Consider the following 14,664-nt stretch of genomic DNA (forward strand, 5'->3'; position numbering starts at 1 on the left):
GAGCCGCCAGGCGAGCTCGCGCCCGGGATCCGAGCCGCCAGGCGAGGTGTCCCGCCATTACGCGACCGCCTTCGCCTTCGTCCCCAGGGCGTCCAGCAGCTTCTCCATCGGCGTGACGAACGCGTCGACGCCGTCCTTGAGGAGCTTGTCGGTGACGTCGTCGAGGTCGATGCCCGCGTCCGCCAGCGCCTCGAGCTGGTCGGTGGGGTCGATCGTGACCGTCGGCTCGGTGACCGCGCTCTGCTCGCCCGCGGCCTCCAGCGTCGCGACCGGCATCGTGTTGACCGTCTCGGGGCCCGCCAGGCCGTCGACGTAGAGCGTCGCCGGGTACTTGGGGTTCTTGACGCCCGTCGACGCCCACAGCGGCCGCTGCACGCTCGCGCCCTTCTCGGCGAGCTTCGCGAAGCGCTCGCTGTTCTTGACCGCCTTCAGGTAGGCCTGGTAGGCGGCGCGGGCGTTGGCCAGGCCGGCGGTGCCCTGGAGGTCCTCGTGGTCGGTGCCCTCCAGGCGCTGGTCGACCTCGGTGTCGACGCGCGAGACGAAGAACGACGCGACCGAGTGGATGCGGTCGATCGGCTCGCCGGCCGCGACGCGGCGCTCGAGGCCGGACATCCACGCGTCCATGACCTTCTCGTACTGGCCGACCTTGAACAGCAGCGTCACGTTGACGTTGATGCCCGCGGCGATCGACGCGGTGATCGCCGGGAGGCCCTCGTCGGTGCCCGGGATCTTGATCATCAGGTTGGGGCGATCGACGCGCTCCCAGTACTCCTGGGCCTGCGTGATCGTCTTGTCGGTGTCGAACGCGAGGTCGGGGTCGACCTCCAGCGAGACGTAGCCGTCGTAGCCGTCGGTGGAGTCGTAGACGCCGCGCAGCACGTCGGCGGCCGACGACACGTCCTGGATCGCGATGGCCTGGTAGATCGCGCGCTGGTCGCCGCCCTCGTGGGCCACGGCGGAGATCTGGTCGTCGTACTCCTCGGAGCCGAGGATCGCCTTCTCGAAGATCGCGGGGTTGGAGGTCATCCCGCGCAGGGACTCCTCCTCGATGAGCCGGGCCAGCTCACCGCCCTCGACGAGCTTGCGCTCGATCTGGTCCAGCCAGATGCTCGTGCCCAACGCGGTGAGCCGCGCGAGGCGCTCGTTGACGGATGCTGTGTCGCTCATGGTGGTTGCCTCCTGGTTTCTCTCTCACTCGATCCTACGACCGTCGTAGCAGGGGCAACCGGTCAATTCACGAGTTGAGCACTTCCTGACCAGCCAATAGGGCTGCTCCGCGCACGCCCGCGCGGGGTCCGTAGCGCGCCAGGCGGATCTCCGTGCGGGTACCCACGCCCGGCAGGACGAACCGCCGGGCGACCTGTCGCGCGGGCTCGAGCAGCAGCTCGCCGGCGGCGCTGACGCCGCCGCCGATGACGACCTGCTCCGGATCGAACACGTTGATGGCATTGGCGATGCCGACGCCGAGACGCTCGCCGAGGATGCGAACGGCCTCCAGGGCAGAGGCATCCCCCGCGCGGGCCGCCGTCACCACGGCCGGTCCGTCCGGGAACCCGCGCTCGCGGCCCAGCGCGTCCAGCGCGCGGCCCGCGGCCAGGCGCTCCAGCGAGCCCGGCTGCGGCGCCTCGTCGGAGTGCGGCGGCGCGCCGGCGCCGAGGTCCGCGCCGATCAGCTGGTGGCCCAGCTCGGCCGCGCCGCCCGTCGCGCCGCGGAAGATGCGCCCGCCGATGACGATCCCGCCGCCGACGCCGGTGCCGATCGTGAACAGCACCAGCGACTGCGCGGCCTGGTGCAGCTCGTCGTCGTGGGCCTCGGCCAGCGCGGCGACCGTCGCGTCGTTGTCGACGAACACCGGCATCTTCAGGCGCTCGGTGAGCAGGCGGCGCAGCGGCACGTCCCGCAGCGGGACGTTGACCGAGTGACGCGCCGTACCGGTGGCGAAGTCGACGACCGACGGGACGCCGATGCCGACCGCGTCGGCGGGCCCGGCCTCCTGGATCAGCTCGGCGAGCTGGTCGACGAGCCGGTCGCTGCTGTCGAGGACCGTCGGCCGCAGCGTCGGCTCGCTGAGCTCCTTGCCCTCCAACACGGCGACCGAGACCTTCGTCCCGCCCACGTCGACCCCGATGAACCGCTGCGTCATGTAGCTCCAGACCCTCTCACGCGAACTTGCCCGACCGCGTGCAGGCTATTGTCGCCACGGATGCCGTCCCTCCAACCCAGCGACGACGAGAGCCTCGTCGACCGAGCGCGGGACGGGGACGAGGCCGCGTTCGCGGCGCTGGTCCGGCGCTACACGCCCATGTTGATGCGGTTGGCCCGGATGTACGTGCCGACCGACGCGCTGGCCGAGGACGTCGTGCAGGAGACGTGGGTCGCGGTCGTGCGCGGGCTGGAGCGCTTCGAGGGGCGCTCGTCGTTCAAGACCTGGTTGTTCCGGATCCTCGTCAACCGCGCCAAGACGCGCGGCGTGCGCGAGCACCGGTCGATCCCGTTCGCGTCGGTGGGCGGCGGCTCGGACGGCGCCGGGATCGAGGCGGAGGACGGCCCGACCGTCGACCCGTCGCGGTTCACCAGCGAGGGCGCGTGGACGAGCGCGCCCGCCGACTGGCGCGACGACCCCGAGCGGTCGCTGGAGTCCGACGAGGCGCTGCGGATCGTGCGCGCGGCGATCGACGAGCTGCCCGAGCGCCAGAAGATCGTGATCACGCTGCGCGACCTGGAAGGGCTGTCGTCGGACGAGGTGCGCAACGTTCTCGACGTCAGCGAGACCAACCAACGCGTTCTTCTGCATCGGGCGCGCACGAAGGTGCGCCAGGCGCTGGAGGACTGGATCGCCGCATGAGCTGCCCGTCTGACCTGATTCCCTGCCGCGACGTCGCCGAGTTGGTGAGCGAGTACCTCGACGGCGCGCTGGACGCCGAGCGCCGCGCCGCCGTCGAGGCGCACCTGGACCGCTGTGGCTGGTGTCGCGCCTACTTGGAGCAGATCCGCATCACCGTGCGCGTCGTCGGAGACATCCCTCCGGAGTCGGTGGACCCCGCCCTCGAGCGCGGGCTGCTCGACCTGTACCGGAAGCTGACGAAGGACGACGAGGGTTGAGCGAGGTTCACGAGGTCGACGTCGTGGTGCTGGGCGCGGGCCCGGCGGGCGAGGTCATCGCCGGGCGGCTCGGGCAGCACGACATCCGGGTGGCGGTCGTCGAGGACCGGCTGGTCGGCGGCGAGTGCTCGTTCTGGGCGTGCATGCCGTCCAAGGCGCTGCTGCGCCCGGCGCAGGCGCTGGCCGAGGCGCGGCGCGTGCCGGGCGCGCGCGAGGCGATCGCCGGCGACCTGGACGTCGCCGCCGCGCTGGAGCGCCGGACCGAGGTCGTGCACGGCTGGGACGACGCGGCGCAGCTGCCGTGGCTGGAGGAGCGCGGCGTCCTGCTGTTCCGCGGCCACGGGCACCTGGCGGGCGAGCGGGTCGTCCACGTCGGCGACGTCGAGCTGCGCGCGCGCCGCGCGGTGGTCGTCGCGGTCGGGACCGCGCCGACGATCCCGCCGATCGAGGGCCTGGCCGACGCCGATCCCTGGACCAACCGCGACGCGACGCAGGTGCGCGACGTGCCGGGCTCGCTGGTCGTCCTCGGCGGCGGGCCGGTGGGGTCCGAGCTGGCGCAGGCCTTCGCGACGCTCGGCGCCGACGTGACGCTGCTGGAGCGCGAGTCGCACCTGCTCGGGCGCGACGAGCCGTTCGCGGCGGCGCTCGTCCAGGAGGGGCTGGAGCGCGACGGCGTGAAGGTCCTGCTGGACGTCGTCGCCGAGCGGGTGGAGCGCGGGACCGACGGGCGCGTGACCGTGACGACCTCGACGCACGGCGTGGTGGAGGCCGACGAGATCCTCGTGGCCGCGGGACGCCGGCCCCTGACCGACGACCTCGGGCTGGAGCAGGTCGGCCTCGGCGACCGCGCCGGCGACGCGATCGAGGTCGGCGACGACCTGCGCGTCGCGGGCCACGACTGGCTGTTCGTCGTCGGAGACGCCAACGGCAAGGCGCTGCTGACCCACGAGGGCAAGTACCAGGCGCGGGCGGCGGCCGACCAGATCCTGGGGCACGCCGACGCGCGGATCCGCGAGGACCGCGGTCCGGCGCCCCGCGTGACGTTCACCGAGCCCCAGGTCGCGGCCGTCGGCCACACGCTCGACAGCGCGATCGCCGCCGGGCTGCGCGTGCGCGCCGTCGACGTCGGCACCGAGTCCACCGCCGGCGCGTCGTTCCACGGCAAGGGCGCGGGCGGGACGTCACGGATCGTCGTCGACGAGGACCGCCGCGTGATCGTCGGCGCGACGTTCGTCGGCCCCGACGTCGCCGAGTGGGTCCACGCCGCCACGATCGCGGTCGTCGCCGAGGTGCCGCTGGACACGCTCTGGCACGCGACCCCCGCGTTCCCGACGCGGTCGGAGATCTGGTTGAAGTTCTTGGAGGCGTACGGGCTGTAGGGTCCGCGCCTCCCCACATGAAGATCGCCTTCCTGGTTCCCGCCTACAACGAGGCCGCGACGATCGGCGACGTCCTGGAGCGCATCGACGCCCTGGGCATCGACCGCCAGATCGTGGTCGTCGACGACGGCTCGTCCGACGACACCGCCGCGATCGTCCGCGCCTACGCCGCCGAGCACGACGGCGTGCTGCTGCTGGAGAAGCCCAACGGCGGCAAGGGCTCGGCCCTGCGCCACGGCATCCCGCACGTCGACGCCGACGTCGTCGTCATCCAGGACGCCGACCTCGAGTACGACCCGGCCGAGGTCCCGCACCTGGTCGCGCCGATCGAGTCGGGCGCCGCCGACGTGGTCTACGGCTCGCGCCTCAGCGGCGGCCGCGCGCAGCGCGCGTACCTGTTCTGGCACATGGTCGGCAACCGCTTCCTGTCGCTGGTCGCCGGCGTGCTGTTCAACACGACGTTGAGCGACATGGAGACCGGCTACAAGGCGTTCCGGACCGAGATCCTGAAGTCCCTGCCGCTGACCGAGGACGCGTTCGGGATCGAGCCGGAGATCACCGGGTGGATCTGCCGCCGCCACCTGCGCATCTACGAGGTGCCGATCTCCTACTACGGGCGCACCTACGCGGAGGGCAAGAACATCACCTGGCGCGACGGCTTCCGCGCCGTGTGGGTGCTCCTGCGCGTGCGGGTCACCCGCGCAGGGTGAGGCGGAGCCACCCGCCGGGCCGAGAGGGTCGCCGGCATGGCCGGCCAACCCTTCAACGGCGTGATCAACCTCGATGTCCGCGACTCGACGCCGGACTGGACCCCGTACCTGCCGCAGGACGCGCCCGAGGGCGCGCCCAACGTGCTCGTCGTCCTCTACGACGACACCGGCCTGGCCGCGTGGTCGCCCTACGGCGGCGGCATCGAGATGCCGACGATGCAGCGGCTGGCCGACGGCGGGCTGACCTACTCGCAGTGGCACACGACCGCGCTCTGCTCGCCGACGCGCTCGTGCTTCCTGACCGGCCGCAACCACCACACCAACGGCTTCGCGTGCATCACCGAGGGCGCGATCGGCTACCCGGGCGGCCACGCGCGGCTGCCCGAGAGCTGCGCGCCGCTGGCCAAGGTGCTGCAGCGGCGCGGGTGGAACACGTTCTGGATCGGCAAGAACCACAACGTGCCGTCCGAGGAGGTCCACGCGGGCGCGCCGAAGCGCTACTGGCCGCTGGCCCAGGGCTTCGACCGCTTCTACGGGTTCCTCGGCGGCGAGACCAACCAGTGGTATCCGACGCTGGTCGAGGACAACCACTTCATCGACCAGCCCGCGCTGCCGCAGGACGGCTACCACCTGTCCAAGGACCTCGCCGACCAGGCGCTGTCGATGCTGCGCGACACGCGCCAGTCCGCGCCGTCGCGGCCGTGGTTCATGTGGTTCTGCCCGGGCGCCAACCACGCGCCCCACCACGCCCCGCAGGAGTACATCGACAAGTACAAGGGGAAGTTCGACTCCGGCTACGAGGCCTACCGCGAGTGGGTCCTGCCGCGGATGGTGCAGCGCGGGATCGTGCCCGAGGGCACCGAGCTGACGCCGCTGAACCCGATGCCCGAGGGGACGCACTCGCCGCTGGACGACGTGCGGCCGTGGGCGGAGCTCGACGACGACGAGAAGCGGCTGTTCGCGCGGATGGCCGAGGTCTACGCGGGCTTCAGCGAGTACACCGACGCGCAGGTCGGGCGGATCGTCGACCACCTGGAGCAGACCGGCCAGCTCGACAACACGATCATCCTGTACTGCGCCGACAACGGCGCGTCGGGGGAGGGGTCGCCGAACGGCTCGGTCAACGAGAACAAGTTCTTCAACGGCTTCCCGGACGAGATGGCCGACAACCTGGCCCACCTCGACGACCTCGGCTCGCCCAACACCTACAACCACTACCCGACGGGCTGGGCGGCGGCGTTCTCGACGCCGTTCAAGATGTTCAAGCGCTACTCCTACGCGGGCGGCACCTGCGACCCGCTGGTGATCCACTGGCCCGCCGGGATCCGGGCGCGCGGCGAGGTGCGCACGCAGTACCACCACGTCACCGACGTCGTGCCGACGCTGCTGGACTGCCTCGGGCTGGGCGAGTTCCCCGCCGAGGTGGGCGGCGTCGCGCAGGAGCCCCAGCCGGGCGTGTCGATGCGCTACACGTTCGACGACGCCGCCGCGCCGTCGCGCAAGGATCGCCAGTACTACGCGATGCTCGGCACGCGCGGGATCTACGCCGACGGCTGGAAGGCCGTGGCCGTGCACGGGCCCACGTCCGGCCTCGGGCACTTCGACCAGGACGCGTGGGAGCTCTACCACCTCGCCGAGGACTACTCCGAGGCGCGCGACCTCGCGGCGGAGCTACCGGACAAGCTGAAGGAGCTGGTCGGGATCTGGTTCGAGGAGGCCGAGAAGTACGACGTGCTGCCGCTCGACGACCGGCGCCCGGCCGAGATCCTCGGCGACCCGCGCCCGCAGCCCGAGCCGCCGCGCGACACCTACATCTACTTCCCCGAGACGGCGGAGGTCCCGGAGGCGGTCGCGCCGAACATCCGCGGGCGGTCCTACCGGATCCTCGCGGAGGTCGAGATCGCGACGCCCGAGGCGGGCGGCGTCCTGTTCGCGCAGGGGTCGCGCTTCGGCGGGCACGCGCTGTTCCTGCGGGACCGCAAGCTGCACTACGTCTACAACTTCCTCGGGATCCCGCCCGAGCAGGTCCTGGTCGGCGACGACCCGGTCGCGCCCGGCCGCCACGTCCTCGGCGTCGCGTTCGATCGCCGCTCGACCGGCGAGCACGGCGAGACGCACGGCACCGCCACGCTCTACGTCGACGACCGGGCGGTCGCCCAGGAGGACGTCCGGACGCAGATCAGCAACTTCAACCTGTGCGGCGACGGGCTCTGCGTCGGGCGCGACTCCTCCGACGCGGTCACCGCGCTGTACACGGCGCCCGCGCCGTTCGCGGGCGGCCGCATCCTCCAGGTCGAGGTCGCGCTGGGCGACGACCAGTACATCGACCTCGAGCGCACCGCCGAGGCGATGCTGGCGCGGGAGTGATCGGTCCGGTACGATCGACGGCCTGATGCAGGTCCTCCGAGTAGCGATCGCCAGCGCCCCTTAGCGGCCCGCGGAACGCGGGTCCGGCGGCTGGCCGTCCCGCATCGCTTCTCGAATCCTTTCCTCGGAGGTCCCCCTGATGTCCACGTTGTCGTACACCGACGACCTGCGGACGGCGCCGACGACGTTCCGCCCGTTCCGTCCCGATCCCGTCCAGCCGACCGTCCTGAGCGCCGCGCTGGAGCGCGCGCGCCTGGCGCAGTGGCGGCTGATCACGGTCACCGACCCGGCCACGCGCCAGGAGATCCGCGACGCGCACCTGCCGCACTGGCGCGCGCACCTGGCCGAGACCGGCGGCGCGCGCATCCTCGCCGCCGACGCCCCGGCCCGGCAGGCGCGCGACCTGCGCGTCGCCGACACGTTCGCGCTGCGGCTGCACGAGGCGCCCGTCCACCTCGTCCTGCTCGGCCGCGCCTGCGGCTCGCTGCGCACGACCGCGCTGACCGACCTCGCCGACGGCCTGCGCGCCGAGGGCATGGACGCCGCGCCGCTGCCGTGCGCGCACCGCGCGGCGGCCGAGATCGGCGCGCTGCTGGAGCTGGAGGACGGCCTGGTGGTCTCCGGTGTGCTGGCCGCGCGGCCGGTGCGATGACGGGCGAGAGCGCTCCGCAGCTCGGCGCCGCGCCGCCGCCCGCCGCGGCGCGGCTGCGCGACGTCGCCTCCTCGCCGGTCCGCGAGATCCTCGCGCTGACCCAGCGACCGGGCGTGATCTCGTTCGCGGGCGGCCTGCCGGCGCCCGAGCTGTTCGACGCGCCCGGGCTGCGCGCGGCGTTCGCGCACGCGCTGGCCGACGACCGCTTCGGCCACACGCTGCAGTACTCGACGACCGAGGGCGACCCGAGCCTGCGGGCGGCGATCGCGGCGCGCCTGGGCCGACGCGGCCTGCCGACCGCGGCCGACGACGTCCTCGTCACCTCCGGCTCGCAGCAGGCGCTGACGCTGATCGCGGCGGTCCTGATCGAGCCCGGCGACACCGTGCTCGTCGAGGAGCCGTCCTACCTGGCCGCGCTGCAGTGCTTCCAGATGGCGGGCGCGCGCTGCGTCCCCGTGCCCTGCGACGACGACGGGCTGGACCCCGACGCGCTGGCCGCGCTGATCCGGCGCGAGAGCCCCAAGCTCCTCTACACGGTCCCGACGTTCCACAACCCGACCGGCCGCACGCTGACGCTGGAGCGCCGCCGCGCGCTGGCGCAGGCCGCCGCGCGCCTGGGCCTGTGGATCGTCGAGGACGACCCCTACGGCGAGCTGCGCTACCGCGGCGAGCCGATCCCGCCGGTCGCCGCGCTGCCCGGCGCCGAGGACCGCACGATCGCGCTGTCGACGTTGTCGAAGGTGTTGGTCCCGGGCCTGCGGATCGGCTGGCTGCGCGCGCCGCAGGCGCTGCGCCGCGCGCTGGTCGTCGCCAAGCAGGCCGCCGACCTGCACACGTCCACGATCGACCAGGCCGCCGCCGCGCGCTGGCTGGCGACCTGCGACCTCGACGCCCACATCGCGGGCCTGCGCGCGGTCTACGCGCCGCGGCGCGACGCGCTGCTGGACGGGCTGCCCGACGCCCTGCCCGAGGGCTCGCGCTGGACGCGGCCCGACGGCGGCATGTTCGTCTGGGCCCGGCTGCCCGACGGCTGGGACGCCGAGGAGCTGCTGAAGCGCGCGCTCGACCGCGAGGTCGCGTTCGTCCCGGGCTGGCCGTTCTTCCCGTCGGTCCCCGACCGCGCGACGCTGCGGCTGTCGTTCACGAGCCACACCGAGGCCGAGATCGCCACCGGCCTCGACCGCCTGCGTCAAGCGGCATTCGACAGCCGCCGGTAGCGCCGTCACCCTTCCGTGGTCGATGGAGCCGCTGGAAGGGATCGCCGAAGCCGACGCGCACCTGGGCCGGCCCGTGCCGCTGCCGCGCGTCGCGCTGCCGCTGCCGCGCTGGGTCGACGTGCACGCGGTCGGGCCGGAGGGCGTCGAGGTCGCCTGGAACCTGGACGACTCGCGCGCGGGGGAGCCGGGGCGCTTCGCGCTCTACGCCGGCGCGCAGCCGCCGCCGGCGCGCGAGCTGCCCGACGCGACCGCGCCGCACGCGGTCGCCGACGGGCTCACTCACCGCGAAGCGCCGCTGAGCGAGGCGCAGGCGTCGCTGAAGCCGGTCCACGAGCTGACCTGGGTGCACGACGGCCTGCACCTGCGCCTCACCGCGCAGGGACCGTGGACCGTGGCGGTCCTCGTCGCGATCGCGCAATCGGTGGGCTGAATCCATAGGCTCCGGCCTCATGGCCGACCACACGCACCCGGATCGCAACCTCGCGCTGGAGCTCGTGCGCACGACCGAGGCCGCCGCGCTGGCCGCGGCGCGCATGGTCGGCCTCGGCGACAAGAACGGCGCCGACCAGGCCGCGGTGGACGCGATGCGGCTCGTCCTCGACACGGTCTCGATGGACGGTGTCGTCGTCATCGGCGAGGGCGAGAAGGACGAGGCGCCGATGCTCTACAACGGCGAGCACATCGGCAACGGCACGCCGCCCGAGGTCGACATCGCCGTCGACCCGCTGGAGGGCACGACGCTGGCCGCCAAGGGCATGCCCAGCGCGCTGGCCGTGATCGCGCTCAGCCAGCGCGGCACGATGTTCAACCCGGGCCCGATCGTCTACATGGAGAAGCTGGCCGGCGCCGAGGACATCGCCGACCTGCTCGACCTCGACCGCCCGCTGACCAAGACCATCGAGCTGGTCGCCGAGCGCCGCGGCGTCGAGGTCGGCGACATCATGATCGTGTCCTTGGAGCGCGACCGCCACACCGAGCAGCTGCAGGCCGTCCGCGACCTCGGCGCGCGCGTGCGCCTGATCCAGCACGGCGACGTGTCGGCCTCGATGCTGGCGGTGAGCGACCGCTCGCCGGTCGACCTGCTGTGGGGCATCGGCGGCACGCCGGAGGGCGTCATCTCCGCGGCGGCGATCAAGTGCCTCGGCGGCGGCCTCGTCGGCAAGCTGTGGCCGCGCGACGACGAGGAGCGCGACGCGGCGATCGCCGAGGGCTATGACTTGAGCAAGCAGCTCAACCAGGATGAGTTGGTCAAGGGCGACGACTGCTTCTTCGCCGCCACCGGCGTGACCGACGGCGACGTGCTGCAGGGCGTGCGCTACCAGGGCGCGCGGTCGGCGACGACCGAGTCGCTGGTCATGCGCTCGCGGTCGGGCACGGTGCGCCGCATCCACGCCCGCCACGACCGCACGAAGCTGCGCTCGCTGGTCTCCGGCCGCTACGGCTGAGCCTTGGAGGCGACCGCGCCGCCGCCGCGCTCGTCGCCGGCGGCGCGGCGCCGGTACTTCCCGGTGACCGACTCGTCCAGCTCGCGGTGGGCGACGCGGCGCAGGAAGCCGTGCGTCACCAGCACGTGGATCCGCGACTGCGTGTTGGTGTAGAACCAGCGGCCCAGGCGGTTGGCGATCTGCGGGTAGAAGTTGGCGACCTCGACCTCGACGTTGATGCGCTGCTTGCCCGGGACGTCGCAGTCCAGCCGGCGGACCTCGATCTCCAGGAAGCCGTCGCGTCCGCGGCCGCGCTGGGCGACCAGCAGCCCCTTGTCGATCCGCCAGCGCACGACGCCGTGGTCGGCCACGGTCCGGTACTCGGGCGCCGCGAAGGTCAGCAGCTTGAAGCGCTTGAACAGCAGGCAGACGTAGCGCTCGCCCTCGGTGTAGTGCACGCGGATGACGCCGAGCGTCACGTAGGTCAGGTAGGACCAGTAGGTGCGGGCGAGGCGCTCCAGCGTCTCGGTCGACCACAGCTCGCCGAACAGCCGGTCGGGCAGGACGATGTCCGCGCCCTGGACCGAGCGCACCGCGCCCGAGCCGTCGATCCGGGTGTCGTCGGTCGGGTCGCGGACGATCACGCCCGCGACCTCCATCGGCCCGCCGAGGCGGCGCACGAGCGTGATCGCGAGCGCGAGCGCGGCCACGACGACCACCACGAGGACGATCAGCCACACCATCGTGAACGTGACGTTACCCCGCCAGCGCCGCGCGCACCGCGTCGTCGAAGCCGATGGGCGCGTCGTTGAGCCCGGGCGGGGGCGGCGTGCGGACGACGGTCTCGGCGTGCAGGCCCTCGACCAGCGGCTGGACGACGCCCAGCTCGACGGGCGTGACGAGCGCGACCCAGTAGGACGACAGGCGCGGCGTGAACAGCGGGACCTTGATCAGCAGCGGCCGGCGGCGGCCGGCGACGCGCGCGAAGCGGCGGATCATCTCGCGGTAGGTGAGGACGTCGGCGCCGCCCAGCTGGACCTCGGCGGGCGGGTCGTCGTGGGTGGCCAGCGCGGCCAGCGTCTTGGTGACGTCCTCGATCGCGACCGGCTGCGAGCGCGTCTCCAGCCACTTGGGCGTGAGCATCAGCGGCAGGTGCTCGACCAGCCCGCGCAGCATCAGGAAGGAGGCCGAGTCGGCGCCGACGACCATCGCGGCGCGGACGTGCACGGCGCCGGGCGCCGTCCGCGCCAGCACGTCGGCGACCTCGGCGCGGGAGCGCAGGTGCTCGGAGTCGTGGCCGCCCTCCAGGCCGCCGAGGTAGACCGTCCGTCCGACGCCGTGGCGAGCCATCGCCTCGCCGAACGCGCGGGCGGCCTGACGGTCGCGCCGCGCGAAGTCCTTGCCCGCGCCGCCGCCCATCGAGTGCACGAGGTAGTACGCGACGTCGGCGTCGCGGGCCGCCTCGTCGAGCCCCTGGCCGGTGACCACGTCGCCCGCGACGACGGTCGCGGCGTCCGGGAGGCGGGCGCGGGCGCGGGCCGGGTCGCGCACCAGGCAGCGGACCTCGTGGCCGGCGTCGAGCAGGCGGGGGAGCAGGACGCCGCCGATCGAGCCGGTGGCGCCCGTGAGCAGGATCGTCCGGCGAGCGGGCACGCGACCGGTACGAGCCACCTCGTCCGATCGATGAACTCGGTGACGTCGGCGTCCGTACATCGAGGACGAGGTGCAGGGAACGCTCAACAGGCCGTTGAACCTTCTCGCACGCCATCCATGAGCACCGATCTCGCCATCAAGGACGTCGCGGAGCGCACCGGCATCGCCGCCGGGACGATCCGCATGTGGGAGCAGCGCTACGGCTTCCCCGTCCCCGAGCGCACGCCGTCGGGCTACCGGCGCTACACCGAGGACGACGTCGACACGCTGCGCAAGGTGATCGCGCTGCGCCAGCGCGGGCTGTCGGTGCCGGCCGCGATCTCGCGCGCGCAGGACACCGGCGGCGCGTCGGACCACCCGTCGATCTACGCCGCGGTCGCCGCGCAGGACCCGTCCACGCGGCCGCACGTGCTGCGCAAGCGGACGCTGATCGCGCTGTCGCGGGCGATCGAGCACGAGGCGCTGGCGCTGGCCGCCGCGCCGGTGGTCTTCGCGGCCTTCCAGGAGGAGCGCTTCTACCGCGACGTCGAGGCGCGCTACCGGCGGCTGGCCGCCCACGCCGACGCGGCGGCGGTCTTCGCGGACTTCCCGGGCGGGCTGCGCCATCCCGACGGCGGGCCGGTCGAGATCCCGGTCGCGTCCGACGCGGCGATGGGCAACGAGTGGGCGGTGATCGTCGACGCGCCGGGCTACGCGGCGTGCCTGCTGGCCTGGGAGCAGCCCGACGACGCGGGGCGGACCGGATCCGACGGCGACCGGCGCTTCGAGGCGATCTGGACGATCGACCCGGAGGCCACGCGGCGCGCGGCGCAGGTCGCGGCGCGGCTGGCGGGCCGGGCGGACCCGGCGTTCGGCGACCGCCTGGGCGAGCTGCTGACCGACCGCCCGCTGGCGCTGGACGAGCCCGCGCCGGCGCTGAGCGCGCTGACCAACCGGATCATCGCCTACCTAGACGGGCTCTAGGACGACGGTCGCGCCCGCGGGCAGCTCGCCCTCGCCGCGCGGGACGATCGCCAGGCCGTCGGCGCCGAGCAGCGAGGACAGGACGTGCGAGCCCTGCGGCCCGGTCGGCTCGACCGTGCCGTCGGGGGTGCGCCGGACGCGGATCAGCTCGTCGCGATCGGGGTTGCGCGGGACGGCGGCGGCGAGCCTGGCCTCCGAGCGCGGGACGGCGGCGTCGGCGCCCTGCAACGCGTTGAGCGCGGGGCGGGCGAAGAGCAGGAACGTGACGTAGGCGCTGACCGGGTTGCCGGGCAGGCCGAGGACGAGCTTGCCGTCGCGCTCGCCCAGCCAGGTCGGCTTGCCGGGCTTCAGCGCGACGCGCCAGAGGATCTCGCGCACGCCGAGCGCGTCGAGCGACGCCTTGACGTGGTCGTGCGGGCCGACCGACACGCCGCCGGCCAGGACGAGGACGTCGGCGGCGTCCAGCGCCCCGGCGATGACGGCCTGGGTCGCCTCGGGGTCGTCGACGGCGTGGCCGTGGCCGACGACCTCAGCGCCCGCGCGGGCGGCCAGCGCGGACAAGGTCGGGCCGTTGGAGTCGTGGATCTGGCCCGGCCGCAGCGGGGTGCCGGGCGGGACGAGCTCGTCGCCGGTGGTGACGACCGCCAGCCGGGGGCGGGGGTGGACCAGCAGCTGCATGCGCCCGGCGCCGATCGCGACGCCCAGCTCGGCGGGGCCGACGCGCGTGCCGGCCCTCAGCACGCGCGAGCCGCCCTTGAGGTCGTCGCCGGCGGCGCGGACGTTGCGGCCGGCGGGCACGTCGTCGCCGAGCGTGACCGTGTCGCCGTCGTCCTGGACGCGCTCGAGCTGCAGCACGCCGTCGGCGCCGTCGGGCAGCGCGGCGCCGGTGGAGATCCGGACGGCCTGGCCGGGCTCGACCGTGCCGTCGAAGGGCGTGCCCGCGCGGGACTCGCCGACGACCCGCAGGCGCTCCCCGGCGCGCCCGCCGCGGGTCGCGAAGCCGTCCATCGCGCTGTTGGCGAAGGCCGGGACGTCGTGGGCGGCGGTCACCTCCTCGGCGAGCACGAGGCCGAGGACGTCGGCCACCGGGAGGTTGACGGGGGCGAGTGGGCGGACCGCGGCCAGGAGCGCGGAGCGGGCCTCGTCGACGGACGGAAGCGGGGGCACGAGGGCATTGTGCCCATCCGGTCGTTCAGG

General features: G+C 73.7%; 15 protein-coding genes. 10 read left to right on the top strand and 5 right to left on the bottom strand.

Features of this window, described 5'->3' with window-relative positions; translation table 11 throughout:
- Positions 1 to 57: 57 nt before the first annotated feature.
- Together tal and VFG42_RS07420 are read right to left on the bottom strand one after the other, a co-directional pair.
- Positions 58 to 1,167, bottom strand: a complete 1,110-nt coding sequence (gene tal / locus VFG42_RS07415; RefSeq protein ID WP_324906858.1) for a transaldolase — start codon at positions 1,165 to 1,167, stop codon at positions 58 to 60.
- Positions 1,168 to 1,234: 67 nt separating this feature from the next.
- Entirely contained in the window at positions 1,235 to 2,143 is a 909-nt protein-coding gene (locus VFG42_RS07420) for an ROK family protein (protein WP_324906860.1), read from the bottom strand.
- Positions 2,144 to 2,203: 60 nt separating this feature from the next.
- Between VFG42_RS07420 and VFG42_RS07425 the strand changes: the two genes are divergently transcribed.
- The 9 genes from VFG42_RS07425 to glpX all read left to right on the top strand — a co-directional run bounded on the left by VFG42_RS07425 (position 2,204) and on the right by glpX (position 10,872).
- Positions 2,204 to 2,845 carry an RNA polymerase sigma factor gene (locus VFG42_RS07425; RefSeq protein WP_324906862.1) on the top strand — a complete coding sequence of 214 codons (642 nt, stop codon included), beginning with the start codon at positions 2,204 to 2,206 and terminating at the stop codon, positions 2,843 to 2,845.
- Entirely contained in the window at positions 2,842 to 3,102 is a 261-nt protein-coding gene (locus VFG42_RS07430; RefSeq protein ID WP_324906864.1) for an anti-sigma factor family protein, read from the top strand. The genes VFG42_RS07425 and VFG42_RS07430 overlap by 4 nt, the downstream gene beginning before the upstream one ends.
- Positions 3,099 to 4,481, top strand: coding sequence for an NAD(P)/FAD-dependent oxidoreductase (locus tag VFG42_RS07435; RefSeq protein ID WP_324906866.1), 1,383 nt, complete (start codon positions 3,099 to 3,101; stop codon positions 4,479 to 4,481). Before VFG42_RS07430 ends, VFG42_RS07435 begins: the two co-directional genes overlap by 4 nt.
- A 17-nt stretch (positions 4,482 to 4,498) precedes the next feature.
- Positions 4,499 to 5,191 (top strand): glycosyltransferase family 2 protein, encoded by a 693-nt coding sequence (locus VFG42_RS07440; RefSeq protein WP_324906868.1) that lies wholly within the window; start codon positions 4,499 to 4,501, stop codon positions 5,189 to 5,191.
- 36 nt (positions 5,192 to 5,227) lie between these two features.
- Complete coding sequence (locus VFG42_RS07445) at positions 5,228 to 7,558, top strand: sulfatase-like hydrolase/transferase (RefSeq protein ID WP_324906870.1); 2,331 nt, start codon at positions 5,228 to 5,230, stop codon at positions 7,556 to 7,558.
- A 139-nt stretch (positions 7,559 to 7,697) separates the two neighbouring features.
- Positions 7,698 to 8,210: a hypothetical protein gene (locus tag VFG42_RS07450; RefSeq protein WP_324906871.1), complete on the top strand. Its 513-nt coding sequence runs from the start codon at positions 7,698 to 7,700 to the stop codon at positions 8,208 to 8,210.
- Complete coding sequence (locus VFG42_RS07455) at positions 8,207 to 9,427, top strand: PLP-dependent aminotransferase family protein (RefSeq protein ID WP_324906873.1); 1,221 nt, start codon at positions 8,207 to 8,209, stop codon at positions 9,425 to 9,427. The genes VFG42_RS07450 and VFG42_RS07455 overlap by 4 nt, the downstream gene beginning before the upstream one ends.
- A gap of 22 nt (positions 9,428 to 9,449) precedes the next feature.
- Positions 9,450 to 9,857 (top strand): hypothetical protein, encoded by a 408-nt coding sequence (locus tag VFG42_RS07460; protein ID WP_324906875.1) that lies wholly within the window; start codon positions 9,450 to 9,452, stop codon positions 9,855 to 9,857.
- Between the two features lie 19 nt (positions 9,858 to 9,876).
- Positions 9,877 to 10,872, top strand: coding sequence for a class II fructose-bisphosphatase (gene glpX / locus VFG42_RS07465; RefSeq protein WP_324906877.1), 996 nt, complete (start codon positions 9,877 to 9,879; stop codon positions 10,870 to 10,872).
- Here the strand turns inward: glpX and VFG42_RS07470 are convergent.
- Both VFG42_RS07470 and VFG42_RS07475 read right to left on the bottom strand, forming a co-directional pair.
- On the bottom strand, positions 10,863 to 11,594 hold the full coding sequence (locus VFG42_RS07470) for a hypothetical protein (protein WP_324906879.1): 732 nt from the start codon (positions 11,592 to 11,594) through the stop codon (positions 10,863 to 10,865). The two genes, glpX and VFG42_RS07470, sit on opposite strands and share 10 nt — an antisense overlap.
- Positions 11,595 to 11,607: 13 nt before the next feature.
- On the bottom strand, positions 11,608 to 12,504 hold the full coding sequence (locus tag VFG42_RS07475; protein ID WP_324906881.1) for an NAD(P)H-binding protein: 897 nt from the start codon (positions 12,502 to 12,504) through the stop codon (positions 11,608 to 11,610).
- Positions 12,505 to 12,621: 117 nt separating this feature from the next.
- Here VFG42_RS07475 and VFG42_RS07480 point away from each other — a divergent pair, with 117 nt between their 5' ends.
- Complete coding sequence (locus VFG42_RS07480; protein ID WP_324906883.1) at positions 12,622 to 13,467, top strand: DICT sensory domain-containing protein; 846 nt, start codon at positions 12,622 to 12,624, stop codon at positions 13,465 to 13,467.
- On the opposite strand, the gene glp is transcribed toward VFG42_RS07480, so the two are convergent.
- Positions 13,453 to 14,634, bottom strand: coding sequence for a gephyrin-like molybdotransferase Glp (glp, locus tag VFG42_RS07485; RefSeq protein WP_324906885.1), 1,182 nt, complete (start codon positions 14,632 to 14,634; stop codon positions 13,453 to 13,455). The two genes, VFG42_RS07480 and glp, sit on opposite strands and share 15 nt — an antisense overlap.
- Between the last annotated feature and the right edge of the window lie 30 nt (positions 14,635 to 14,664).

This window comes from Baekduia sp. (genome assembly GCF_035685985.1).
Taxonomy (GTDB): Bacteria; Actinomycetota; Thermoleophilia; order Solirubrobacterales; family Solirubrobacteraceae; genus Baekduia.